We start from the raw sequence: 25106 nt of genomic DNA on the forward strand, positions 1-25106 counted from the left end.
CCGCCCCGTCCTCCCTCAGCCGCGGGCGACGGTGTCGAGCACGTCGGCCAGGGCCTTCGGCTCGCTGAGCATCGGCCAGTGCCCGGTGGGCAGCTCGAACAGCCGACCACCGGTCAGCCCGGCGAAGAACGGGTGTCCCTCGCCGATCATCTGTTCCACCACCGTCAGCGGGAAGGTGCTGGCCACCAGCGCGGTCGGCACCGGACGGCCGCCGGTGCGCCGCACCGGGTCGGTCGCCGCGCGCAGGGGCTGCGGGGTGGCCCGGGCGCGCAGCAGGGCCAGGGTCGGTTCGTCCAGGCCGGCCAGGTTGGCGGGGTCCGCCGCCGGGTCCCAGGCCGGCGGCGGCAGCAGGTGACCGCTGCCGATCGCGGCCCGCAGCGCCTCCTGCTCCTCCGGCGGCACCGTGTCGAACTGCGCCGTGCCGTCCGGCAGCGGCCCGCTCTCCACGTAGACCACCCGGGCGATCCGGTCCGGGATGCGGTCCGCCGCCTGGGCGACCGGCATGCCGCCGCCGGAGTGCCCGACCAGCAGTACGTCGTGCAGGTCCTCGACCTCGATCAGCCGGACGATGTCGGTGGTGTGCGTCTCCAGCCCCACCTCCGGCCCGGCCAGGTGGTCCCGCTCGGCCAACCCGGTCAGCGTCATCGGGTACACCTCGTGCCCCTGTGCCCGCAGCGCGGCGGTCACCTCGCGCCACGCCCAGGCACCCAACCAGAACCCCGGTACCAGCACGAACGTCGCCATCTGTCGCTCCTTCTCTCGGGTATGGACACGACCGTACGATTGCAACCGGACAGAATCCGCCCGGTTTGGAGGAGTGGCCTGTGTCACATCCCGCCGCTCGCGTGCTGGGCCTGCTCGAACTGCTGCAGAAGCGGCACCGGTCGACCGCCGCCGAGCTGGCCGGCCAGCTCGGCGTGGACGAGCGGACCGTGCGCCGGTACGCCGCCACCCTGGTCGAGCTGGGCATCCCGGTCACCGCCGACCGGGGTCGTTACGGCGGCTACCGGCTGCGGCCCGGGTTCAAGCTGCCACCGCTGATGCTCACGGACGACGAGGCCGTGGCCGTGCTGCTCGGTCTGGTCGTCGCCGAACGGGTCGGGCTGGGCACCGAGCAACCCGCCACCGCCACCGCGCTGGCGAAGATCCGCCGGGTGCTGCCGGCGGCGCTCGCGGACCGGCTGGCCGCCGTGCAGGAGCACCTCGGGTTCACCCTGCGCCGACCCGAGCCGGGGCCGCAGCCGGCGTCGGGCACCCTGCTCACCCTGGCCTCGGCGGCCCGGCACCGGCAGCGGGTGGCGCTGGACTACCGCTCGTGGCGGGGCGAGCAGTCCCACCGTGAGCTCGACCCGTACGGGCTGGTCTTCCACGCCGGCCGCTGGTATGTCACCGGCCACGACCACCGGCGTGGACAGATCCGCACGTTCCGGCTGGACCGGGTCGACGCCGTGACGCCCGGCACCGCGACGTTCACCGTGCCGGACGGCTTCGACCCGGTGGCCCGGGTGACACGGTCGCTGGCCGCCGTGCCGTACGCGCACGAGATCGAGGTGCTGCTGGAGACCGACCTGGTCGCCGCCCGCCGCCGTGTCCCGCCCAGCGTGGCCGAGCTGACCGCCACCACCGACGGCGTGCTGCTGCGCACTCGGGTGGAGAGCCTGCCCGGCACGGCCGCGTTGCTCGCCGGGCTGGGCTGCCCGTTCACCGTGCGGCACCCCGACGCGCTGCGCGGCGCGGTGGCCGAGCACGCCCGGCTGCTGGCCGAGTGGGCCGCCCGGCCAGCAGGTGGGCGGCTACCCTCACCGCGGCCACCGCTGGACTAGGCTGCCGGCGATGGACGAGGTGACCCGGATCCCCGTCGGCGGCGAACGGCCGTACGACGTGCTGGTCGGACGCGATCTGCTGGACGCGCTGCCCGGGCTGCTGCCCGGCGCGACCCGAGCGGCGGTGCTGCACGCGCCCCCGTTGAAGGCGCTGGCCGACGCGATCGGCGAACGGCTGCGCGCCGCCGGCGTCGAGCCGCTGCCGATCGAGGTGCCCGACGCCGAGGCGGGCAAGCACATCGACGTCGCCGCCGCGTGCTGGGACCGGCTCGGCGCGGCGGGTTTCACCCGTACCGACGCGGTGGTCGGGGTCGGCGGTGGCGCGGTGACCGACCTTGCCGGCTTCGTCGCGGCCTGCTGGCTGCGCGGCGTGCGCTGGGTGCCGGTGGCCACGTCACTGCTGGGCATGGTGGACGCCGCGGTGGGTGGCAAGACCGGGATCAACACGGCCGCCGGCAAGAACCTGGTGGGGGCCTTCCATCCGCCGGTCGGTGTCCTGGCGGACCTGGCCACCCTGGACAGCCTGCCCGCGACCGACCTGGCGGCCGGGCTGGCCGAGGTGGTCAAGTGCGGCTTCATCGCCGATCCGGCGATCCTGGACCTCGTCGAGCGTGACCCGGCCGCGGCCACCGATCCGCGTGGGCCGGTGGCCCGGGAGCTGATCGAGCGGGCGATCCGTGTCAAGGCCGACGTGGTCGCCGGCGACCTGCGGGAGTCGGGCCTGCGGGAGGTGCTCAACTACGGCCACACGCTGGCCCACGCGATCGAGCAGGTCGAGGGCTACCGCTGGCGGCACGGCCACGCCGTCGCCGTCGGCCTGGTGTACGCCGCCGCGCTGGCCCGGCTCGCCGGCCGGCTGGACGCGCCGACCGCCGACCGGCACCGCAGCGCCCTGGCCGCGCTCGGCCTGCCGGTGAGCTACCCGGCCGACGCCTGGCCGAAGCTGCTGGCCGTGATGCGGGTGGACAAGAAGGCCCGGGGCAGCCTGCTGCGCTTCGTGGTGCTGGACGGGCTGGCCCGCCCGGGGATGCTCGAGGGTCCGGACGACGCGCTGCTCGAAGCCGCCTACCGCGAGGTGGGTGGCCGGTGAGGGTGTACGTCCTGAACGGCCCGAACCTGGGTCGGCTGGGCACCCGCGAGCCGGCGGTGTACGGCTCGACCAGCTACGCCGACCTGGTGGCGCTCTGCGAGCGCACCGGCGGGGAGTTGGGGTTCGACGTGACGGTCCGGCAGACCGACGCCGAGCACGAGCTGCTGGGCTGGCTGCACTCCGCCGCCGACGAGGGTGCCGCGGTGGTGCTCAACCCGGCCGCCTGGTCGCACTACTCGTACGCGGTGCGGGACGCCTGCGCCATGCTGCGCGGGCCGCTGGTGGAGGTGCACCTCTCCAACATCCACGCCCGTGAGGAGTTCCGGCACCACTCGGTGGTCTCCGCGGTGGCGACCGGTGTGATCTGCGGGCTCGGCATTGACGGCTATCGACTCGCCCTGCACCATTTGGCCGTTCACGCCACGGCCGCCGACTGAGGCGCCCCGAGCGGGGGTCGGGCGATTCGACGCAGCTAGTAGACTCGTAGGGTCTGTCCGCCAATTGATGATCAAGGCAGGAAATGGCCTCCACCAACGACCTCAAAAACGGCCTGGTACTCAACCTCGACGGCGAGCTCTGGGCCGTCGTCGAGTTCCAGCACGTCAAGCCCGGTAAGGGTGGTGCGTTCGTGCGCACCACGCTGAAGAACGTGCTGTCCGGGAAGGTGGTCGACAAGACCTTCAACGCGGGCACCAAGGTCGAGACCGCGACCGTGGACAAGCGCACGATGCAGTACCTGTACGCCGACGGCGAGGACTACGTCTTCATGGATCTGGAGACCTTCGACCAGATCACCGTCCCCGGCGGCACGGTCGGCGAGGCGGCCAACTACCTCCTCCCCGAGGCCGAGGCGACCGTCGCCACGCACGAGAGCGTCCCGCTCTACATCGAGCTGCCCACCAGCGTGGTGCTGGAGGTCACGTACACCGAGCCCGGTCTGCAGGGCGACCGGTCGACCGGCGGCAACAAGCCGGCCACCGTCGAGACCGGCGCGACCGTGCAGGTGCCGCTCTTCATCACCACCGGCGAGAAGATCAAGGTCGACACCCGCGACGGCCGTTACCTCGGCCGCTCCTGATGGCTGAGGGTCCCAAGCAGCAGATGCCGGCGCGCCGCAAGGCGCGCAAGCGGGCGCTGGACGTCCTCTACGAGGCTGACCTGCGGGACCGGCCCCCGGTGGAGGTGCTCGCCGGCTACCTCCAGCGGATCGAGAAGCCCGCACCGGAGCACCTGGGCTACGCGGTGGGCCTGGTCGAGGGTGTCGCCGAGCACCTGAACCGGATCGACGAGTTGATCGCCAGCTACGCCGAGGGCTGGACGTTGGAGCGGATGCCGGTGGTCGACCGCAACCTCGCCCGCATCGCGGTCTACGAGCTGCTCTACGTCGACGAGATCGACGACGCGGTGGCGATCAGCGAGGCCGTCGAGCTGGCCCGGCAGATGTCCACGGACGACTCGCCGCGCTTCCTCAACGGCATTCTCGGCCGGATCGCCGAGTACGCCACCCGCTGAGCCACCGCTCAGCTCCGTACGACGAAAGGGCCCGTGCCGGATGGCACGGGCCCTTTCGGTGGATCGACTGCTCAGGAGGCGAAGAACGCCCGCGGGTCGGCGACCAGCACACCGTGCTCGGTGAGCCGCTCGATCAGACCCGACGGCGAGGCGTCGTAGACGATCGCGAGCGCCCGCAGGTCGTCGGCGCGGATGGAGAGCACCCGGCCGTTGTAGTCACCGCGCTGCTGCTGGATGGCACGGGCGTAGCGGGCGACGTAGGCCAGATCCTCGGAGGCCTCGTCGTAGAGACGCTCCAGGTCCAGGACGATCTTGCTGGTTGGCTCGTGACGGACCCCACTGCCGTCGGGCAGCAGCTCCGAGACGGGGACGCGGTAGAACTCAGCCAGCTCGGCCAGGCGGGACACCGTCACGGCCCGGTCGCCGCGCTCGTACGAGCCGACCACCACGGCCTTCCACCGCCCGTTCGACTTCTCCTCCACGCCCTGCAGGGACAGACCCTGCTGCTGGCGGATGGAGCGCAGGCGGGCGCCCAGCGACTTGGCGTATTCAGAGGGCATTCGGACACTCCCAGTGCTGCTCGGGGTTCTCCCGTCGATCGCTACGGAGCGTGACGGTACGGGGATTGCGACACCTGGTCAAGTGGTCGTGACCTTACCGTTGGGGAGCACGGGGGGAGTTATCCCCATTCGTCGGCCTGATCCGATGATCAGCGGCCGCCGTCCATCGGCCCGGTGACCACTGGTAACGTGGCGTGAAGCCCCGGCCCTCGTCCGTCCCTGGACCGGCCGGAGGTGCCCGACATCCTTTAACGACCCGTCCCGTGAGGCGGGGAAGGAGGTCCGCCGTGGCATACCCACCGGCTGCCCGCTCGTCACCACCGCGACAACCCTCGGTGAAGGTGATCCTCGCCAGCGCCGACGTGCAACGCGTGGTCGACCGCATCGCCCACCAGATCCTGGAGAAGACCCAGGGCGCCGCAGACACGGTGCTGCTCGGGATTCCCACCCGGGGCGTCCCCCTCGCCCGGCGGCTCTCCGCCCGGATCAGCACCTTCGAGGACGTCGCCGTTCCGGTCGGTGTGCTCGACATCACTCTGTACCGCGACGACCTGCGCCGGCACGCGACCCGCGCGGTCGGCCCCACCGAGCTGCCGCCCGGCGGCATCGACGGCAGGCGGGTCATCCTCGTCGACGACGTGCTCTTCTCCGGCCGCACCGTCCGGGCCGCGCTCGACGCGCTCAACGACGTGGGCCGCCCGTCGTCCGTGCAACTCGCCGTGCTGGTCGACCGCGGCCACCGGGAGCTGCCGATCCGGGCCGACTACGTCGGCAAGAACATCCCGACCTCCCTCGCCGAGAGCGTCAAGGTGACGCTCGCCGAGACCGACGGGACGGACGAGGTCAAGTTGTACGGGGGTCCCACCGCATGATCAGGCACCTGCTCTCCGGCGCGGACCTGGACGCCGACACCGCCACCGAGATCCTGGACACCGCGGCCGAGATGGCCACCGTCGCCGGCCGGGAGATCAAGAAGCTGCCCGCGCTGCGCGGCCGGACCGTGGTGAACCTCTTCTACGAGGACTCCACCCGCACCCGGATCTCCTTCGAGGCGGCGGCGAAGCGACTCAGCGCCGACGTGATCAACTTTTCCGCGAAGGGGTCCAGCGTCACCAAGGGCGAGAGCCTGAAGGACACCGCGCTGACCCTGCAGGCCATGGGCGCCGACGCGGTGGTCGTCCGACACCCCGCGTCCGGCGCTCCGCACCGGCTGGCCAACTGGGTCGACGGGTCGGTGGTCAACGCCGGCGACGGCACCCACGAGCACCCCACCCAGGCGCTGCTGGACGCGTACACCATGCGGGCCCGGCTGGGCCGGCTGGCCGGCCTGTCGGTCGCGGTGGTCGGGGACGTGCTGCACTCCCGGGTGGCCCGCTCGAACGTGCTGCTGCTCTCCACCCTCGGCGCCAAGGTCACCCTGGTCGGCCCGCCCACCCTCATCCCGGTGGACATCGCCGCGGCGCTCGCCCCCGGCACGGACGTCTCCTACGACCTCGACTCCGTGCTGCCCAACGTGGACGTGGTGATGATGCTGCGGGTGCAGCGGGAGCGGATGAACGACTCCTACTTCCCCTCGGCCCGCGAGTACGCCCGCCGCTACGGCCTGGACGGGCCCCGGATGCGCCGGCTGCCCGCGCACGCGATCGTCATGCACCCCGGCCCGATGAACCGGGGGATGGAGATCACCCCCGAGGTGGCCGACTCACCCCGCTCCACCATCGTCGAACAGGTCACCAACGGGGTCTCCGTGCGGATGGCCGTCCTGTACCTGCTGCTCGGAGGGAACAACCGGTGACCGCGTACCTCATCACCAGCGTGAGCGTCGTCGGCGCCGCGCCGACCGACCTGCTGATCCGCGACGGCGTGGTCGCCGAGGTCGGCCCGGGGCTGTCCGCGCCGGACGCCACCGTCGTCGACGGCACCGGCCTGGTCGCCCTGCCCGGCCTGGTCGACCTGCACACCCACCTGCGCGAGCCCGGGCGGGAGGACGCCGAGACCGTCGAGTCCGGCTCCCGGGCGGCCGCGCTGGGCGGCTACACCGCCGTCTGCGCGATGGCCAACACCTCCCCGGTCGCCGACACCGCCGGCGTGGTCGAGCAGGTCTGGCGACTCGGCCGGGAGGCCGGGCTGGTCGACGTGCAGCCGATCGGCGCGGTCACCGTCGGGCTGGCCGGCGAGCGCCTCGCCGAGCTGGGCGCGATGGCCGACTCCGCGGCCCGGGTGCGCATCTTCTCCGACGACGGGTTCTGCGTCGCCGACCCGAAGCTGATGCGCCGCGCCCTGGAGTACGTCAAGGCGTTCGACGGGATCATCGCCCAGCACGCCGAGGAGCCGCGGCTCACCGAGGGCGCCCAGATGCACGAGGGCGAGGTCTCCACCCGGCTCGGGCTGATCGGCTGGCCGGCGGTCGCCGAGGAGGCGATCATCGCCCGGGACGTGCTGCTCACCGAGCACGTGGGCGGCCGGCTGCACGTCTGCCACGTCTCCACGGCCGGCAGCGTCGAGGTGCTGCGCCAGGCCAAGGCACGCGGTGTACGGGTCACCGCCGAGGTGACCCCGCACCACCTGCTGCTCACCGACGAGCGGGCGGAAACCTACGACCCGGTCTTCAAGGTCAACCCGCCGCTGCGCACTGCCGCGGACATCGCCGCGCTACGCGCCGCGCTCGCCGACGGGGTGCTCGACGTGATCGCCACCGACCACGCCCCGCACGCCGTGGAGGACAAGGAGTGCGAGTGGGCGTACGCCCGGCCGGGGATGCTCGGCCTGGAGACGGCCCTCTCCATCGCGCTGGACGTGCTCGGCCCCCAGTGGGACCTGATCGCCGAGCGGATGTCCCGCACCCCGGCCCGCATCGCCGGGCTGACCGGCCACGGTGTCGACCCGGCACCCGGCGTGCCGGCCAACCTGACCCTCGTCGACCCGGCCGCCCGCCGCACCATCGAACCGGCGGAGCTGGCCAGTCGCAGTCGCAACACCCCGTACGCCCGCATGACGCTGCCGGGTCGCATCGTGGCGACCTTCCTGCGTGGCGAGCCGACGGTCCTGGACGGAAAGGCTGTCAAGTAATGGTCAAGCGCAGACCCGCAATCCTCGTACTCGAGGACGGGCGTACGTTCCACGGCGAGGCGTACGGCAGCGTCGGGGAGACCTTCGGCGAGGCGGTCTTCAACACCGGCATGACCGGCTACCAGGAGACCCTCACCGACCCCTCCTACCACCGCCAGGTGGTCGTGCAGACCGCCCCGCACATCGGCAACACCGGTGTCAACGGCGAGGACGACGAGTCCGGCCGCATCTGGGTGGCGGGTTACGTGGTGCGCGACCCGGCCCGGATCGGCTCGAACTGGCGGGCCACCGGCAGCCTCGAGGACCGGCTCGCCACCGAGGGTGTGGTGGGCATCAGCGGCGTGGACACCCGGGCGCTGACCCGGCACCTGCGCGAGCGGGGCGCCATGCGGGTGGGCATCTCCAGCGTCGACGACGACCCGCGCGCCCTGCTGGCCCGGGTGCGTCAGTCGCCGCAGATGGTCGGTGCCGACCTCTCCTCGGAGGTGACCACCGCCGAGCCGTACGTCGTCGAGGCGGTCGGCGAGCACCGGTTCACCGTGGCCGCGCTGGACCTGGGCATCAAGCGCAACGTGCCGCGCCGGCTCGCGGCGCGCGGGGTGACGACCCACGTGCTGCCCGCCGGGTCGAGCATCGAGGAGCTGCTCGCCACCGGCGCCGACGCGATCTTCCTGTCGCCCGGTCCCGGTGACCCGGCCACCGCCGACGGCCCGGTCGCGCTGGCCCGGGAGGCGCTGGGCCGGCGGGTGCCGCTGTTCGGCATCTGCTTCGGCAGCCAGATCCTCGGCCGGGCGCTCGGCTTCGGCACCTACAAGCTGGGCTACGGCCACCGGGGGATCAACCAGCCGGTGCTCGACCGTGCCACCGGCAAGGTGGAGGTGACCAGCCACAACCACGGCTTCGCGGTTCAGGTGCCCGGCGCGGGTGAGGGCGCGGTGGTCCCCGACCAGGTGATCGACACCGACTTCGGCGGGGTTCGGGTGAGTCACGTCTGCCTCAATGACAACGTGGTCGAGGGGCTGCGGGCCGTGGACGTGCCCGCCTTCACCGTCCAGTACCACCCGGAGGCGGCGTCCGGCCCGCACGACGCGGACTACCTCTTCGACCGATTCGCCGATCTCATCGAGGGCCGGACCCACAGCGAGGGGCGCAGCAATGCCTAAGCGGACCGATCTCAAGCACATCCTGGTGATCGGCTCCGGGCCGATCGTGATCGGGCAGGCCTGCGAGTTCGACTACTCCGGTACCCAGGCCTGCCGGGTGCTGCGCAGCGAGGGGATCCGGGTCAGCCTGGTCAACTCGAACCCGGCGACGATCATGACGGACCCGGAGTTCGCCGACGCGACCTACGTCGAGCCGATCACCCCGGAGTTCGTGGAGCTGGTCATCGCCAAGGAGCGACCGGACGCGATCCTGGCGACCCTCGGCGGGCAGACCGCGCTGAACACCGCCGTCGCCCTGCACGAGGCCGGCGTGCTGGAGAAGTACGGTGTCGAGCTGATCGGCGCGAACATCGACGCGATCAACCGGGGCGAGGACCGCCAGCTGTTCAAGGAGATCGTCGCCAAGGCCGGCGTCCGCCTCGGCGTCGACGACCCGGCCGGGCTGGTGCCCCGCTCGCGGGTCTGCCACTCGATGGACGAGGTCGAGGCGACCGTCGCCGAGCTGGGCCTGCCGGTGGTCATCCGGCCGTCGTTCACCATGGGTGGCCTGGGCTCCGGCATGGCGCACACCCCGGAGGACCTGGCCCGTATCGCCGGCGACGGGCTGTCCGCCAGCCCGGTGCACGAGGTGCTCATCGAGGAGAGCGTGCTCGGCTGGAAGGAGTACGAGCTCGAACTGATGCGCGACCGGCACGACAACGTGGTGGTGGTCTGCTCGATCGAGAACATCGACCCGATGGGCGTGCACACCGGCGACAGCGTCACCGTGGCCCCGGCCATGACGCTCACCGACCGCGAGTACCAGCACCTGCGTGACCTGGGCATCGCGGTGCTGCGCGAGGTCGGTGTGGACACCGGCGGCTGCAACATCCAGTTCGCGGTCAACCCGGCCGACGGCCGGATCGTCGTGATCGAGATGAACCCCCGGGTGTCCCGCTCCTCGGCGCTGGCCTCCAAGGCGACCGGCTTCCCGATCGCCAAGATCGCCGCCAAGCTGGCCATCGGCTACACCCTCGACGAGATCCCCAACGACATCACGTTGAAGACTCCGGCGGCCTTCGAGCCGGCCCTGGACTACGTGGTGGTGAAGATCCCGAGGTTCGCGTTCGAGAAGTTCCCCGGCGCCGACCCGGAGCTGACCACCACCATGAAGTCGGTGGGCGAGGCGATGAGCCTCGGGCGCAACTTCACCGAGGCGCTGAACAAGGCGATGCGCTCGATGGAGACCAAAGAGGCCGGCTTCTGGACGGTGCCCGACCCGGCCGGCGCCACCAGGGAGAACACCCTCGCCGCGCTGCGCGTCCCGCACGACGGGCGGCTCTACACCGTCGAGCGGGCGCTACGCCTCGGCGCGTCGATCGCCGAGGTCACCACCGCGTCCGGCGGGATCGACCCGTGGTTCCTGGACCAGATCGCCGCGCTGGTCGAGCTGCGCACCGAGATCGTGGACGCCCCGGTGCTCGACGCCGAACTGCTGCGCCAGGCCAAGCGGGCCGGGCTGTCCGACCGGCAGCTCGCCGCCCTGCGCCCCGAGCTGGCCGCCGAGGACGGCGTACGGACCCTGCGGCACCGTCTCGACGTACGCCCGGTCTACAAGACCGTGGACACCTGCGCGGCCGAGTTCGAGGCGACCACCCCGTACCACTACTCCAGCTACGACTCCGAGACCGAGGTCGTGCCCTCGGACCGGCCCAAGGTGCTGATCCTGGGCTCCGGCCCGAACCGGATCGGTCAGGGCATCGAGTTCGACTACTCGTGCGTGCACGCGGTCCAGGCGTTGCGGTCGGCCGGCTACGAGACCGTCATGGTCAACTGCAACCCGGAGACGGTCTCCACCGACTACGACACCGCCGACCGGCTCTACTTCGAGCCGCTGACGTTCGAGGACGTGCTGGAGGTCTGGCACGCGGAGGATTCCTCCGGCCGGGCGGCCGGCGGACCGGGCGTGGTCGGCGTGGTCGTGCAGCTGGGCGGGCAGACCCCGCTCGGCTTGGCGCAGCGGCTCAAGAACGCCGGGGTACCGGTGGTCGGCACCTCCCCGGAGTCGATCCACCTCGCCGAGGAGCGCGGGGCGTTCGGCGCGGTGCTCGCCCGGGCCGGGCTGCGCGCGCCGGCGCACGGCATGGCCACGTCCTACGACGAGGCCAAGACGATCGCCGACGAGATCGGCTACCCGGTGCTGGTCCGGCCGTCCTACGTGCTGGGTGGGCGGGGCATGGAGATCGTCTACGACGATCCGACGCTGCGCGACTACATCGGACGGGCCACCGACATCTCCCCGGACCACCCGGTGCTGGTGGACCGGTTCCTGGACGACGCCATCGAGATCGACGTGGACGCGCTGTGCGACGCCGACGGCGAGGTCTACGTCGGCGGGGTGATGGAGCACATCGAGGAAGCCGGCATCCACTCCGGCGACTCGTCGTGCGCGTTGCCGCCGATCACCCTCGCGGGCTCGCACCTGGCCGAGGTCCGTCGCTACACCGAGGCGATCGCCCGGGGCGTCGGCGTCCGCGGCCTGCTCAACGTGCAGTACGCGCTCAAGGACGACGTGCTCTACGTGCTGGAGGCCAACCCGCGGGCCTCGCGGACCGTCCCGTTCGTCTCCAAGGCGACGGCGGTGCCGCTGGCCAAGGCGGCGGCCCGGATCGCGCTCGGCGCGACCATTGCCGAGCTGCGCGCCGAGGGTCTGCTCCCGGCCACGGGGGACGGCGGCACGATGCCGGCCGACGCGCCGATCGCGGTCAAGGAGGCGGTGCTGCCGTTCAAGCGCTTCCGCACCCGCTCCGGCAAGGGGATCGACTCGCTGCTCGGCCCGGAGATGAAGTCGACCGGCGAGGTGATGGGCATCGACACCAACTTCGGGCACGCCTTCGCCAAGAGCCAGTCGGCCGCGTACGGCTCCCTGCCGACCGGCGGAAAGATCTTCGTCTCGGTCGCCAACCGGGACAAGCGCGGCATGATCTTCCCGATCAAGCGCCTGGCCGATCTGGGCTTCGAGATCGTGGCGACCACCGGCACCGCCGAGGTGCTGCGTCGGCACGGCATCGCCTGCGAGCAGATCCGCAAGCACTACCAGGCGGGCGAGGGAGACGACGCGGTCTCGCTGATCCTCGGCGGTGACGTGGCCCTGGTGATCAACACGCCGCAGGGTTCGGGTGCCAGCGCCCGCTCGGACGGGTACGAGATCCGCAGCGCGGCGGTGACGGCGGACATCCCCTGCATCACCACGGTTCCCGGCGCCGCCGCGGCCGTGATGGGCATCGAGGCGCGAATCCGTGGTGACATGCAGGTCCGTCCCCTGCAGGACCTGCACGCCACCCTCCGGGCCGCCCAGTGACCGTGTTCGAGCGGGCGGTACGGCCCTGGTTGTTCCGGATCGGGGGCGGGGACGCGGAGGCGGCCCACGAGTGGACGCTGCGGCGGCTGGCCGTGCTCTCGCGCCGGCCGGTGGCGTTGGCGGCACTGCGGGCCCGGTACGCGGTCCAGGCGCCACGCACGGTGTTCGGCGTGCGGTTTCCCAATCCGGTCGGGTTGGCCGCCGGGATGGACAAGGACGGCGCGGCGCTGCCGGCCTGGCCGGCGCTCGGCTTCGGCTTCGTCGAGGTCGGCACGGTCACCGCGCACGCCCAGCCGGGCAACCCCCGGCCGCGGCTGTTCCGGCTGCCGGCCAGCGAGGCGGTGGTCAACCGGATGGGCTTCAACAACGCCGGTGCCGCCGCGCTGGCCGCCCGCCTGGCCGCGCTGCCGCGCCCGATCGGCGTACCGCTGGGCATCTCGCTGGGCAAGTCCAAGGTGACCCCGCTCGACGAGGCGGTCGAGGACTACCTCGCCTCGTACCGGGCGCTGCGCGGGCACGGCGACTACTTCGCGGTGAACGTCTCCTCCCCGAACACGCCGGGTCTGCGGTCCCTTCAGGACCGTGCGCACCTGGACGCGCTGCTCGGCGCGCTGGTGGGGGAGAAGCCGGTGCTCGTCAAGATCGCACCGGACCTGACCGAGGCGGCGATCGCCGAGCTGCTAGAGGTCTGCCTGGCCCGGGGTGCGGCCGGTGTGATCGCCACCAACACGACCCTGGCCCGCAACGGGCTCGCCTCGGTGGACACCGAGCGCGGCGCGGAGGCCGGCGGTCTGTCCGGCCGCCCGCTCACCGCCCGGGCGAGGGACGTGGTCGCCTTCGTACACCGGGAGACCGGTGGCCGCCTTCCGATCATCGGCGTCGGTGGAGTGCTCGACCCCGACGACGCGGCCCGCATGGTCGACGCCGGCGCCGCCCTGGTGCAGCTCTACACCGGCTTCATCTACCGGGGCCCGGCCCTGGTCCGCGCGGCCGCCCGCGCGACGGCCACAGCGGTGGCACCGGATCCGGTCGCCGGCCGGTGACCCCCCCGCCTCGGTGCCGGCCCGGCTCGGCTCGGTGCCGAGCCGGCCCCGCGCCGAGGGGGTGACCCGACCCGGCCACCGGCCGCCCACCGCCCTGGCCGTGGCCACCGCCCGGAGCGTTCGCGCCTGGAAGGAGTACGTGTGACACCCGAGGAGATCCTGACCGCCGACCGGGCGCACGTCTGGCACCCGTACGCCGCGCTGCCGCCGGCGAACCCGCCGTTCGTGGTGTCCAGCGCCGAGGGGGTACGGCTGCGGCTGGCCGACGGGCGGGAACTGGTGGACGGGATGTCGTCCTGGTGGGCGGCGATCCACGGCTACCGGCATCCGGTCCTGGACGCGGCGGTGACCGACCAGCTCGGCCGGATGAGCCACGTGATGTTCGGCGGGCTCACCCACGAACCCGCCGTCCAGCTCGCCCGGACCCTGGTCGAGCTGGCCCCGGAGGGACTGGAGCACGTGTTCCTGGCCGACTCCGGCTCGGTGAGCGTCGAGGTGGCGGTGAAGATGTGCCTGCAGTACCAGCGGGCCGTCGGTCAACCGCAGCGGCGCCGGCTGGCCACCTGGCGGGGCGGCTACCACGGTGACACGTTCCACCCGATGAGCGTGTGCGACCCGGAGGGCGGGATGCACCACCTCTGGGGTGACGTGCTGCCCCGGCAGGTCTTCGCCCCGGTCCCGCCGGGCGGTTTCGCCGATCCGCCCGACGAGGCGTACGTGGCGGCGCTCGTGGACGCGGTCGAGCGGCACGCCGACGAACTGGCCGCGGTGATCGTCGAGCCGGTGGTGCAGGGCGCCGGCGGGATGCGCTTCCACCATCCGGAGTACCTGCGGGTGCTGCGCGAGGTGACCCGCGCGCACGGGGTGCTGCTGATCTTCGACGAGATCGCCACCGGCTTCGGCCGTACCGGGACGATGTTCGCCGCCGAGCACGCCGGGGTGACCCCGGATGTCATGTGCGTGGGCAAGGCGCTCACGGGCGGCTACCTGACCCTGGCGGCGACGCTGTGCACGCCGCGGGTCGCCCGGGCCATCTCCGCCGCCGGGGTGCTGGCGCACGGCCCGACCTTCATGGGCAACCCGTTGGCCTGTGCGGTCGCCAACGCCTCCATCGGTCTGCTGCGGGCCGGGGACTGGGCGGCCCAGGTCAACAGGGTCGGCGCCGGTCTGCGGGCCGGGCTGGAGCCGTTGCGGGGCGCGCCGGGTGTGACCGACGTGCGGGTGCTCGGCGCGATCGGCGTGGTCCAGCTCGACCACGAGGTCGACCTGGGCGCGGCCACCGTGGCGGCGGCCGGCCGGGGGGTGTGGCTGCGGCCCTTCCGCGACCTGATCTACACGATGCCGCCGTACGTCACCGACGACGCCGACCTGGCCCGGATCGCGGCCGGTGTGGCGGCGGCGGTGGCGGCCGGCTGAGCCGGCCTGATCACCGGGCCGGGGTACCCCGGGCGGGCTGCCGCCCGGACGAGGAGAGGGGAAGTACCGGATGGAGAGCTTCGGAACCCGGTTGCACCGGGCCGTCACCGAGCGGGGACCACTCTGTGTGGGCATCGATCCGCATCCCGGTCTGCTGGCCCGCTGGGGCCTCGCCGACGACGTCCAGGGGCTTGACCGGTTCGCCCGGACCGTCACGGAAGCCCTCGGTGACCGGGTTGCGGTTGTCAAGCCTCAGTCGGCCTTTTTCGAGCGGTTCGGGTCCCGCGGTGTGGCGATTCTTGAGTCAACTATCCGACAGTTACGGGATGCCGGTTCGCTCGTTCTGCTGGACGTCAAGCGCGGCGACATCGGCTCGACGGTCAGCGCGTACGCCGCCGCGTACCTCGATCCATCCAGCCCGTTGTATGTCGACGCGGTCACCGCGAGCCCCTACCTGGGAGTAGGTTCGCTCGCGCCGATGTTCGAGCTGGCCGCCGAGCACGGCGGCGGAGTCTTCGTGCTGGCCCTCACCTCCAACCCGGAGGGGGCCGCCGTCCAGCGGGCCCGCACGGCCGACGGACGCACCGTGGCGCAGACCGTGATCGACGAGATTTCCCAGCTCAACAGGGGTGCGGACCCCCTCGGCAGCTTCGGTCTGGTGGTCGGCGCGACCATCGGCGACACCGGCCACGACCTCTCCGGCGTGGGGGGTCCACTGCTCGCTCCGGGGCTCGGCGCGCAGGGTGCCGGCGCCGCGGATCTGCGGACCGTCTTCGGTTCCAGCCTCTCCGCGGTGCTCCCGTCGTACTCCCGGGAGGTGCTCTCGGCGGGCCCCGACGTCGCCGCTCTGCGGGCCGCCGCCGACCGGGTGCTGGCCGACTGCCGGGCCGTTCTGGCTGCCCCGTGACTGACTGACGGCTCGGTCACTCTGCAATGATCATCGCGCGCCCACGTTGCCGAAAGCTCCGTTGACCGCTAGTTTTCCCCGCGCTGGGAACCACGGACCCCTTGGTTCACAGCGACACCACGTTTCACAGATGCGGCGGTGCGCCCCGCCCGCCGCGATAGGGACCTGAGGAGAACTGGTGCCGCTCCCGTCACTGACCCCCGAACAGCGCGCTGCCGCGCTCGAGAAGGCCGCGGAGATCCGCAAGGCCCGTGCCGAGCTGAAGGAGCAGCTCAAGCAGGGCAAGACCACCCTTGGTGCCGTCCTCGAGCGCGCCGAGAGCGACGACGTCGTGGGCAAGCTCAAGGTTTCGGCCGTCCTGCAGGCGATGCCGGGCATCGGCAAGATCCGGGCTACCCAGATCATGGAGAAGCTCAAGATCGCCGACAGCCGTCGCCTGCGCGGCCTCGGCGAGCAGCAGCGCAAGGCACTGCTTGGAGAGTTCGCCGCCAACTGAACCTGGCAGCGTGTAGAAACAAGCAGTGAGCACGGATGACGAGGCGCGCCCGGCGGCTCGGCTCACTGTCCTGGCTGGACCTTCGGGTTCCGGCACGGAGAGTGTCGTCGAGCTTGTCCGGGCGCGTTCTCCGTCCGTGTGGATCCCGGTGCCGGCGACCACCCGGCCGCGCCGGGAGGCGGAGGTGGACGGAGTCGACCGGCTGTTCCTGGCCCCCGCGGAGTTCGACCGCCGGGTGGCCACCGGCGAGCTGCTGGAGTGGTCCCGGATGGGTCCACACCGCCGGGGCACCCCGTACCTGCCGCTGCGCGCCCGGCTCGACGCCGGGCAGCCGGTGCTGCTCCCCCTCGACCTGGCCGGCGCCCAGCTGGTCCGGGCACGGTCACCCGACGCCCGGCTGGTGCTGCTGAGCCCACCCGGGTACCGACCCGCCCCGGCCGTGGCGGCCGCCTTCGACCACACGCTGAGCCACGACCGCACCGATCGGGTGGTTGACGAGCTGGTAGGCTTACTCGGTTCTTCTTATCCGGACCCGGCCTGGTCGCGCGTGCGTGGCTGAGGGCCGGCCGCCGTTGAGACTCAGCACCGCGTCCGCGCGGCTCGAAAGACGCAGAGGTTAATTCGTGGGATCCATCGCCAACCCCGAAGGCATCACCAACCCGCCGATCGACGAGCTCCTCGAGAAGACGACGTCGAAGTACGCGCTGGTCATCTTCGCCGCCAAGCGCGCGCGCCAGGTCAACGCCTACTACAGCCAGCTCGGTGAGGGCCTCCTGGAGTACGTCGGCCCGCTCGTGGAGACCACCCCGCAGGAGAAGCCCCTCTCGATCGCCATGCGCGAGATCAACGGTGGCCTGCTCACCGCCGAGCCGACCGACCAGCCGTAAGCCCCCGCACGTCGATGTCCGCCGGGATCGTCCTCGGGGTCGGCGGCGGCATCGCCGCCTACAAGGCCTGTGAGCTGCTGCGGCTCTTCACCGAATCGGGCCACCGGGTTCGTGTCGTGCCGACCGCGTCGGCGCTCCGGTTCGTCGGGGCGCCGACCTGGGCGGCGCTCTCCGGCCAACCGGTCGCCGACGACGTCTGGTCCGACGTGCACGAGGTGCCGCACGTCCGGCTCGGCCAGCAGGCCGACCTGGTGGTGGTCGCGCCGACCACCGCCGACCTGCTCGCCAAGGCCGCCCACGGGCTCGCCGACGACCTGCTGACCAACACGCTGCTGACCGCTCGCTGCCCGGTCGTGCTGGCCCCGGCCATGCACACCGAGATGTGGGAGCACCCCGCCACCGTGGCCAACGTCGCCACGCTGCGCGCCCGGGGTGTCCGGGTCATCGAGCCGGCCGTCGGCAGGCTCACCGGGGTCGACACCGGCAAGGGCCGGCTGCCCGACCCGGCGGAGATCTTCGCGGTCGCCCGTCGGGTCCTCGCCCGGGGCGGGCACGCCCCCGCCGACCTGGCCGGCCGGCGGGTGGTGGTCACCGCGGGTGGCACCCGCGAGCCGCTGGACCCGGTGCGCTTCCTGGGCAACCGGTCCTCCGGCAAGCAGGGTTACGCCTTCGCCCGGGCGGCGGTCGCCCGGGGCGCCCGGGTCACCCTCATCGCCGCCAACGTCTCCCTCACCGACCCCGCCGGTGTCGACCTGATCCGGGTGGGCACCACGGCCGAGTTGCGGGAGGCCACGCTGAAGGCCGCCGTCGAGGCCGACGCGGTGGTGATGGCGGCCGCTCCGGCCGATTTCCGGCCGGCGACGTACGCGCCTGGCAAAATCAAGAAGTCGGACGATGGCGTCGCACCCGCCATCGAGCTCGTCACCAACCCGGACATCGCGGCGGAGCTCGGCCAGCGCAAGCGGGCGGAGCAGTTGCTGGTGGTGTTCGCCGCCGAGACCGGCGAGGCCGAGGCCAACGGCCGGGCGAAACTCGCCCGGAAGCGGGCCGACCTGATCGTGGTCAACGAGGTCGGTCAGGACAAGGTCTTCGGCGCCGACACCAACACGGTGACGGTCATCGGCGCGGACGGCTCGGTCAGCCGACTGCCGGAGCAGGCCAAGGAGGACGTGGCCGACACCGTGTGGGATCTCGTCGTGGCGCGGCTGCCCGGCCGCTCCTGACGGGTGGAACAGCGCACGACCGACGGGGAACATCCGCCGCAGTGGTGATTAGACTGCCGCGGAACGACTTCACACGCTTAGGAGTGCCGTGACACGCCGCCTCTTCACGTCCGAATCGGTCACGGAAGGCCACCCGGACAAGATCGCCGACCAGATCAGCGATGGCATCCTCGACGCCCTGCTCACCGAGGATCCGCACAGCCGAGTGGCGGTGGAAACCATGATCACCACCGGTCAGGTGCACATCGCGGGTGAGGTGACCACCAAGGCCTACGCCGACATCCCGACCATCGTGCGCCGCACCATCCTCGACATCGGGTACGACTCCTCGAAGAAGGGTTTCGACGGAGCCTCCTGCGGGGTCAGCGTCTCCATTGGTGCGCAGTCCGAGGACATCGCGCAGGGCGTGGACAACGCCTTCGAACTGCGTACCGGGGCGTCGGAGAGCGCGCTGGACGCGCAGGGCGCCGGCGACCAGGGCATGATGTTCGGGTTCGCCTGCTCCGAGACCCCCGAGCTGATGCCGCTGCCGATCGCGCTGGCGCACCGGCTGGCCCGCCGGCTGGCCGCGGTGCGCAAGGACGGCACGATCCCGTACCTGCGCCCGGACGGCAAGACCCAGGTGACCATCGAGTACGAGGGGCTGCGCCCGGTCCGGCTGAACACGGTGGTCGTGTCCAGCCAGCACGCCGCGGACATCTCCCTGGAGTCGCTGCTCACCCCGGACGTGCGCGACCACGTCATCGCCCCCGAGCTGGAGAGCCTCGGCCTGGACACCGACGGCTACCGGCTGCTGGTCAACCCGACCGGCCGCTTCGAGATCGGTGGGCCGATGGGTGACGCCGGGCTGACCGGCCGCAAGATCATTGTCGACACCTACGGCGGGTACGCCCGGCACGGTGGCGGCGCCTTCTCCGGCAAGGACCCGTCCAAGGTGGACCGCTCGGCGGCGTACGCGATGCGCTGGGTGGCCAAGAACGTCGTCGCCGCCGGCCTGGCCGAGCGGTGCGAGGCGCAGGTCGCGTACGCCATCGGCAAGGCGCACCCGGTGAGCCTCTTCATCGAGACGTTCGGCACCGAGACCGTGCCGGTCGCCTCGATCGAGAAGGCCGTCACCGAGGTGTTCGACCTGCGTCCGGCCGCGATCATCCGGGACCTCAACCTGCTCCGCCCGATCTACCAGCAGACCGCCGCCTACGGCCACTTCGGCCGCGAGCTGCCGGACCTGACCTGGGAGAGCACCGACCGGGCCGCCGACCTCAAGTCGGCCGCAGGAGCCTGACCGCCACCAGGCGCAGCGACCGGCGACCCGCGGATGGGTCGCCGGTCGCGCGCGTCTGCGTGGACGTCGGACTGGCCCACCTGGACCGGCCGTTCGACTACCTGGTGCCGGCCGAGCTGGACGACGTGGCGGTGCCCGGCACCCGGGTGAAGGTGCGTTTCGCCGGGCAGCTCGTCGACGGCTGGCTGCTGGCCCGCGCCGACGACTCCGGTCACACCGGCCGGCTCGCCTACCTGGAGAAGGTGGTCTCGCCGGAGCCCGTGCTGGCGCCCGAGATCGCGCGGCTGGCCCGGGCGGTCGCCGACCGGTACGCGGGCAGCCTCGCCGACGTCCTCCGGCTCGCCGTGCCACCCCGGCACGCCCGGGTGGAGAAGGAGCCCCGCGGCGGCCCGTCCACACCACCGGCCCCCGCCGACGACGCCGCCGATCCGACCGCGACCTCCGACCCCGCGACGGCCGCGCCCGCGACCGTGCAGCCCGAGTCAGGCCCGGAGCCCGCCGGACTCGGCGGGGGAGCGTCCGGCGGGGCGGTCGACCCGCGTGGGTGGCGGGACTACCCGACCGGGCCTGCCCTGCTTCGCGCCCTCACCGACGGGCGGGCACCCCGCGCGGTCTGGTCGGCGCTGCCGGGCGAGGACTGGGCCGCCCGCTACGCCGACGCCGTGGCCGCCACCGTCGCCGGGGGGCGCGGCGCGGTGGTCGTGGTGGCCGACGCCCGCGACCTCGATCGACTGGACGCCGCGCTCACCGCCGTGCTGGGCCCGGGGCGGCACGTCAGCCTCACCGCCGCGCTCGGCCCGGCCCGCCGCTACCGGGCGTTCCTGGCCGCCCGGCGCGGGGAGGTGCCGGTGGTGATCGGCACCCGGGCGGCGATGTTCGCCCCGGTGGACCGGCTCGGCCTGGTCGCCGTCTGGGACGACGGCGACGACCTGCACTCCGAGCCCCGGGCGCCCTACCCACACGCGCGCGACGTGCTGCTCACCCGCGCCCAGCTCGCCGAGGCCGGCGCGCTGGTCGGCGGGTACGCCCGCACGGCCGAGGCGCAACTGCTGCTGGAGACCGGCTGGGCGCGGGAGGTGGTGGCGGACCGGGCGACCGTGCGGGCGCGTATCCCGGCCATCGCGCCGACCGGCGACGACCCCCAGTTGGCGCGCGATCCCGGTGCGGCCACCGCCCGGCTGCCCAGCCTGGCCTGGACGGCCGCCCGCGACGCCCTCCGGGCGGACCTGCCGGTGCTGGTGCAGGTTCCCCGGCGCGGCTACCTGCCCTCCATCTCCTGCGCGGACTGCCGCACCCCGGCCCGCTGCGCGCACTGCGCCGGCCCGCTCGCGTTGCCGTCCGCCGGCGGCACCCCGGCCTGCCGTTGGTGCGCGCGGGTGGCCGCCGCGTACGCCTGCCCGGAGTGCGGCGGGCGGCGGCTGCGCGCAGCGGTGACCGGCGCCCGGCGTACCGCCGAGGAGCTGGGCCGGGCGTTTCCCGGCGTGCCGGTGCGGACCTCGGGGCGGGAGGAGGTCCTGACCGACGTGCCCGGTGGGGCGGCCCTGGTGGTCGCCACCCCCGGCGCCGAGCCCGTCGCCGTGGGCGGCTACGGCGCGGTGCTGCTGCTCGACTCGTGGGCCCTGCTGACCCGCGCCGACCTGCGTGCCGGGGAGGAGGCGCTGCGCCGCTGGCTGGCCGCCGCGGCACTGGCCCGCCCCGCCCCCGACGGTCGGGTGGTGGTGGTCGCCGACGGCGCGCTCGCCCCGGTGCAGGCCCTGCTGCGCTGGGACGCCGGCTGGTTCGCCGGTCGGGAGCTGGCCGAGCGCCGCGAGCTGGGCTTCCCACCGGCGGTGCGGATGGCCAGCGTCACCGGCCCGGCCGAGGCGGTGGCCGACCTGCTCGCCGCGGCCCGGCTACCCGACGACGCCGAGGTGCTCGGGCCGGTGCCGGCCGAGGAGGGCCGGGAGCGGATGCTGGTGCGGGTGCCCCGGGCCCGGGCCGCCGCGCTGGCGGAGGCGCTGCACTCGGCGGCCGGGGTGCGCGCCGCTCGCAAGGCCGCCGACCCGGTCCGCCTCCAGGTCGATCCGCTGAGCATGTTCTGACCGTTTCGGCACGTGCCGGACCTGGTCCGGGCCGGTGGTCCTCGCACACCGCGTCCGGCAAAGCGGTGGCGCCGGGGTGGTAGCATCGCCCGTCATGCCCAGGCGTACGACGGCTCCAGGTCGAGGTGGGGGCGTCAGACGCGCCGAGCTGGAGCCGTCGCAGGATGGCGGGAATGCGTCGGTCGGACGCGATGTCGATGATGTCAGTGAGCCGGTGATCAGGGGTGGACCAGTCGTGACCGTTGGACAATCGATCGTCTTCAACGGCGACCTCGGCAGCGGCAAGAGCACCGTGTCGGTCGAGATCGCCAAGCGTCTCGGAATGCGCCGGGTCAGTGTGGGTGACCTCTACCGGGAGATGGCGCAGCAGCGGCAGATGACCGCCCTGCAACTCAACCTGCACGCCGAGCTGGACCAGGCCGTCGACGGCTACGTCGACCAGCTTCAGCGGGACATCGCCGCCTCCGGCGAGCGCCTCGTCATGGACTCCCGGCTGGCCTGGCACTTCTTCACCGACGCGCTCAAGGTGCACATGATCACCGAGCCGGGTGAGGCGGCCCGCCGCGTGCTGGCGCGCCCCTCCGGGCCGGCGGAGAGCTACGCCTCGCTGGAGGAGGCCAAGGCCAAGCTGCGCGAGCGCAGCGAGAGCGAGCGCAGCCGCTTCATCGTGCGGTACGGGGTCGACAAGGCCCGGCTGCGCAACTACGACCTGATCTGTGACACCACCCGCGCCTCCGCCGCCGAGGTGGTCGAGCACATCATCGGCGCGTACGAGGGGACGCTCGGCGCCGAGGTGCTGCGCGACGGCCCGCCGCTGCTGCTGCTGGACCCGGCCCGGGTCTACCCGACCGAGGACATCGCCACCCTGCGCGGGCTGTGGGACACCGAGTTCGTCGGCGACGTGGCCGAGGCCGGCGACGAGGGCCTGGAGCCGTTGAAGATCGGGTTCACCGGCGAGTACTTCTTCGTCGTCGACGGTCACCGCCGGCTCAGCGCCGCCCTGCAGAACGGCTTCTCCCTGGTGCCCGCCCAGCTCGTCGCCGAGGTCGACGAGCCGGTGGTGGGCGGGACGAGCGCGATCGACTACTTCGCCGCGCAGGTGCGCCCCGGCCTGGTCTACGACTGGGAGGCGGCCCACAAGATCCAGCTGCCGCTGCCGGAACCCGCGCTGCTCGGCGGCGACGCGGTCCTCGCTGGGGACCCGGGCGCCAGCGCCTGACCCCGCCGCCCGAGCCGCCCCCTGCGGGTCGGGCGGCGTTTCCCCGCTCACGGGGATGCCGGGCGTCGACGTCGTGAGGATGATGGAGCCTCCGACGCATCGACGGGGGAGGCCGGCCATGGACGCTGCCGAGGCGCTCACACTGCTCATGTCGCCGCAGGGGCGGATCGACCCGTACCCGACGTACGAGCGGCTGCGCGCGCACGGACCGGTCGTGGAGGCGCTGCCGGGCCTGTACGTGGTGACCGGCTACCCGGAGGCCGACGAGCTGCTCCGCGACCCCCGCCTCGGGGTGCTGGACGACGCGTTGCGCGACCAGGTCTGGCCGAACTGGCGGGAGAGCCCGGCGGTGTCGTCGATCGCCCGGTCCATGCTGCGGACCAACCCGCCCGACCACAGCCGGATGCGCCGGCTCGCCGCCGGCGCGTTCACCCCGCGCCGCATCGCCGGCATGCGGGACGTGGTGCGCGCCCAGGCCGAGGAACTGCTCGACGCGATGCGGGACCGGGCCCGCGACGGCGCGCCGGTCGACGTGCTGGCCGACTTCGCGTACCCGCTGCCGGTGGCGGTGATCTGCGCGCTGCTCGGCGTACCGGCGGCCGACCGGCCGCTGTTCCGCCGCTGGGCCGGCGACCTGACCGGCGTGCTGGAGCCGGAGATCACCGCCGAGGAGCTGGCCGTCGCCGACGCCGGCGCCGCCGAGCTGCGCGCGTACTTCGCCGAACTGGTCGCCGCGCGCCGCCGTACGCCGGCCGACGACCTCACCACGGCGCTGGTCCAGGTGCACGACACCGACGGTGAACGGCTCACCGGCGACGAGTTGCTGGCCAACCTGGTGGTGCTGCTCGTCGCCGGCTTCGAGACCACCACCAACCTGCTCGGCAACGGGCTGGTGGTGCTGCTGGAGCACCCCGGGGCCGCCGCCGCGCTGCGCGCCGACCCGGGGCTCGCCCCGGCGTACGTCGAGGAGCTGCTGCGCTACGACTCCCCGGTGCAGCTGACCACCCGGACCAGCACCGCGCCGGTGCGCTGCGGCGGGCTCGACCTGCCGGCCGGCAGCACGACGCTGCTGCTGCTCGGCGCCGCCAACCGGGACCCGCGCCGCTACCCCGAACCGCAGCGCTTCGACCCGACCCGCGACCAGGCGCACCCGCTGTCCTTCGGCGCCGGCCCGCACTACTGCCTCGGCGCCGGGCTGGCCCGGCTGGAGGCGCAGCTCGCCTTCCCCATGCTGCTGCGCCGGCTGCCCGGGCTTGCCCTGGCCGGGGCGCCCCGGCACCGGACCCGGCTGACCCTGCGCGGCTACGAGAGCCTGCCGGTGACGCTGGGCACACCGGCCGTCGCCGATCGAGGTGCGCCGGCCGGTGCCCACCCGGGGACTCCGTAGACTGGTACGGCACCGCTCGTCCCACCCATGAAGGAGCCCTCCCGCGTGACCGTTCAGCCCATCCGTCTGTTTGGGGATCCGGTGCTGCGCACGCCGGCCGATCCGGTGGTCGACTTCGACGCCGAGCTGCGTAGGCTCGTCGCCGATCTGACCGACACGATGCGTGAGCAGAACGGCGCCGGCCTGGCCGCCCCGCAGCTCGGTGTGAGCCTGCGGGTGTTCACCTTCGACGTCGACGACGTGCTCGGGCACCTGATCAACCCGGTGCTCGAATTCCCCGACGAGGAGGAGCAGGACGGCCCCGAGGGCTGCCTGTCCATCCCCGGGCTCTACTTCGACACCAAGCGCCGGCAGAACGTCGTCGCCAAGGGCTTCAGCTCGTTCGGCGACCCGGTGCAGATCGTCGGCAGCGGTCTGATGGCGCGCTGCGTGCAGCACGAGACCGACCACCTCGACGGCGTGCTCTTCCTCGACCGGCTTGATCCGGAGGGGCGCAAGGAGGCGATGAAGGCGATCCGCCAGGCCGAGTGGTACGACGCGGCGGCTCCGCCGGTGGTCAAGCTCAGCCCGCACATCACGGACCCGTTCGGTCTGGGCCGGTGACCCCG

The 25106-nt window shown here is 72.9% G+C and carries 24 protein-coding genes; 22 read left to right on the top strand and 2 right to left on the bottom strand.

The genetic code is table 11. The features are described from left to right. Positions 1-15 precede the first annotated feature (15 nt). A complete protein-coding gene (locus tag ACTWLT_RS26085) occupies positions 16-744 on the bottom strand; it encodes an alpha/beta fold hydrolase (protein WP_445320614.1) in 729 nt (242 codons plus the stop codon). A gap of 80 nt (positions 745-824) precedes the next feature. Here ACTWLT_RS26085 and ACTWLT_RS26090 point away from each other — a divergent pair, with 80 nt between their 5' ends. The 5 genes from ACTWLT_RS26090 (at position 825) to nusB (ending at position 4425) form a co-directional block, all read left to right on the top strand. Next, positions 825-1823, top strand: coding sequence for a helix-turn-helix transcriptional regulator (locus ACTWLT_RS26090; RefSeq protein ID WP_445320615.1), 999 nt, complete (start codon positions 825-827; stop codon positions 1821-1823). 10 nt (positions 1824-1833) lie between these two features. Continuing rightward, complete coding sequence (aroB, locus tag ACTWLT_RS26095) at positions 1834-2913, top strand: 3-dehydroquinate synthase (protein WP_445320616.1); 1080 nt, start codon at positions 1834-1836, stop codon at positions 2911-2913. Then, on the top strand, positions 2910-3350 hold the full coding sequence (gene aroQ / locus ACTWLT_RS26100; protein ID WP_445320617.1) for a type II 3-dehydroquinate dehydratase: 441 nt from the start codon (positions 2910-2912) through the stop codon (positions 3348-3350). Before aroB ends, aroQ begins: the two co-directional genes overlap by 4 nt. Before the next feature lie 83 nt (positions 3351-3433). After that, positions 3434-3991: an elongation factor P gene (gene efp, locus ACTWLT_RS26105; RefSeq protein ID WP_210917934.1), complete on the top strand. Its 558-nt coding sequence runs from the start codon at positions 3434-3436 to the stop codon at positions 3989-3991. Positions 3992-4014: 23 nt separating this feature from the next. Further along, the gene (nusB, locus tag ACTWLT_RS26110; protein WP_252419227.1) at positions 4015-4425 is read left to right on the top strand and encodes a transcription antitermination factor NusB; all 411 of its coding nucleotides are present in this window, start codon (positions 4015-4017) and stop codon (positions 4423-4425) included. A gap of 71 nt (positions 4426-4496) precedes the next feature. On the opposite strand, the gene bldD is transcribed toward nusB, so the two are convergent. Then, positions 4497-4985, bottom strand: coding sequence for a transcriptional regulator BldD (gene bldD, locus ACTWLT_RS26115; RefSeq protein WP_007458348.1), 489 nt, complete (start codon positions 4983-4985; stop codon positions 4497-4499). A 287-nt stretch (positions 4986-5272) separates the two neighbouring features. On the opposite strand from bldD, the gene pyrR reads away from it, so the two are divergent. The 17 genes from pyrR to def all read left to right on the top strand — a co-directional run bounded on the left by pyrR (position 5273) and on the right by def (position 25101). After that, positions 5273-5857 carry a bifunctional pyr operon transcriptional regulator/uracil phosphoribosyltransferase PyrR gene (gene pyrR / locus ACTWLT_RS26120; protein WP_445320618.1) on the top strand — a complete coding sequence of 195 codons (585 nt, stop codon included), beginning with the start codon at positions 5273-5275 and terminating at the stop codon, positions 5855-5857. Continuing rightward, positions 5854-6780: an aspartate carbamoyltransferase catalytic subunit gene (locus ACTWLT_RS26125; protein ID WP_252419188.1), complete on the top strand. Its 927-nt coding sequence runs from the start codon at positions 5854-5856 to the stop codon at positions 6778-6780. The genes pyrR and ACTWLT_RS26125 overlap by 4 nt, the downstream gene beginning before the upstream one ends. After that, the gene (locus ACTWLT_RS26130) at positions 6777-8054 is read left to right on the top strand and encodes a dihydroorotase (RefSeq protein WP_445320619.1); all 1278 of its coding nucleotides are present in this window, start codon (positions 6777-6779) and stop codon (positions 8052-8054) included. Before ACTWLT_RS26125 ends, ACTWLT_RS26130 begins: the two co-directional genes overlap by 4 nt. Then, entirely contained in the window at positions 8054-9217 is a 1164-nt protein-coding gene (carA, locus tag ACTWLT_RS26135; protein ID WP_445320620.1) for a glutamine-hydrolyzing carbamoyl-phosphate synthase small subunit, read from the top strand. The genes ACTWLT_RS26130 and carA overlap by 1 nt, the downstream gene beginning before the upstream one ends. Next, on the top strand, positions 9210-12557 hold the full coding sequence (gene carB / locus ACTWLT_RS26140; protein WP_445320621.1) for a carbamoyl-phosphate synthase large subunit: 3348 nt from the start codon (positions 9210-9212) through the stop codon (positions 12555-12557). Before carA ends, carB begins: the two co-directional genes overlap by 8 nt. Further along, on the top strand, positions 12554-13600 hold the full coding sequence (locus ACTWLT_RS26145; protein ID WP_445320622.1) for a quinone-dependent dihydroorotate dehydrogenase: 1047 nt from the start codon (positions 12554-12556) through the stop codon (positions 13598-13600). Before carB ends, ACTWLT_RS26145 begins: the two co-directional genes overlap by 4 nt. 141 nt (positions 13601-13741) lie before the next feature. Next, positions 13742-15016 (top strand): adenosylmethionine--8-amino-7-oxononanoate transaminase, encoded by a 1275-nt coding sequence (locus ACTWLT_RS26150; protein WP_445320623.1) that lies wholly within the window; start codon positions 13742-13744, stop codon positions 15014-15016. A gap of 70 nt (positions 15017-15086) precedes the next feature. Next, positions 15087-15923, top strand: a complete 837-nt coding sequence (pyrF, locus tag ACTWLT_RS26155) for an orotidine-5'-phosphate decarboxylase (RefSeq protein ID WP_252419195.1) — start codon at positions 15087-15089, stop codon at positions 15921-15923. Positions 15924-16101: 178 nt separating this feature from the next. Beyond that, positions 16102-16419: an integration host factor, actinobacterial type gene (gene mihF / locus ACTWLT_RS26160; RefSeq protein ID WP_007458370.1), complete on the top strand. Its 318-nt coding sequence runs from the start codon at positions 16102-16104 to the stop codon at positions 16417-16419. A gap of 25 nt (positions 16420-16444) precedes the next feature. Then, positions 16445-16978 carry a nucleoside/nucleotide kinase family protein gene (locus ACTWLT_RS26165; protein WP_445320624.1) on the top strand — a complete coding sequence of 178 codons (534 nt, stop codon included), beginning with the start codon at positions 16445-16447 and terminating at the stop codon, positions 16976-16978. Positions 16979-17042: 64 nt separating this feature from the next. Further along, a complete protein-coding gene (gene rpoZ / locus ACTWLT_RS26170; RefSeq protein ID WP_074318577.1) occupies positions 17043-17306 on the top strand; it encodes a DNA-directed RNA polymerase subunit omega in 264 nt (87 codons plus the stop codon). Positions 17307-17320: 14 nt separating this feature from the next. Further along, entirely contained in the window at positions 17321-18529 is a 1209-nt protein-coding gene (gene coaBC / locus ACTWLT_RS26175; RefSeq protein ID WP_445320625.1) for a bifunctional phosphopantothenoylcysteine decarboxylase/phosphopantothenate--cysteine ligase CoaBC, read from the top strand. A gap of 88 nt (positions 18530-18617) precedes the next feature. Continuing rightward, on the top strand, positions 18618-19811 hold the full coding sequence (metK, locus tag ACTWLT_RS26180; protein ID WP_252419198.1) for a methionine adenosyltransferase: 1194 nt from the start codon (positions 18618-18620) through the stop codon (positions 19809-19811). A 59-nt stretch (positions 19812-19870) separates the two neighbouring features. Continuing rightward, the gene (locus tag ACTWLT_RS26185) at positions 19871-21892 is read left to right on the top strand and encodes a primosomal protein N' (RefSeq protein WP_445320626.1); all 2022 of its coding nucleotides are present in this window, start codon (positions 19871-19873) and stop codon (positions 21890-21892) included. A gap of 235 nt (positions 21893-22127) precedes the next feature. Beyond that, positions 22128-23111, top strand: coding sequence for an AAA family ATPase (locus ACTWLT_RS26190; protein WP_252419200.1), 984 nt, complete (start codon positions 22128-22130; stop codon positions 23109-23111). A gap of 118 nt (positions 23112-23229) precedes the next feature. Then, entirely contained in the window at positions 23230-24498 is a 1269-nt protein-coding gene (locus ACTWLT_RS26195; RefSeq protein WP_445320627.1) for a cytochrome P450, read from the top strand. Positions 24499-24543: 45 nt separating this feature from the next. Beyond that, a complete protein-coding gene (gene def, locus ACTWLT_RS26200) occupies positions 24544-25101 on the top strand; it encodes a peptide deformylase (RefSeq protein ID WP_445320628.1) in 558 nt (185 codons plus the stop codon). Positions 25102-25106 lie beyond the last annotated feature (5 nt).

It is taken from the genome of Micromonospora yongxingensis, assembly GCF_052601155.1.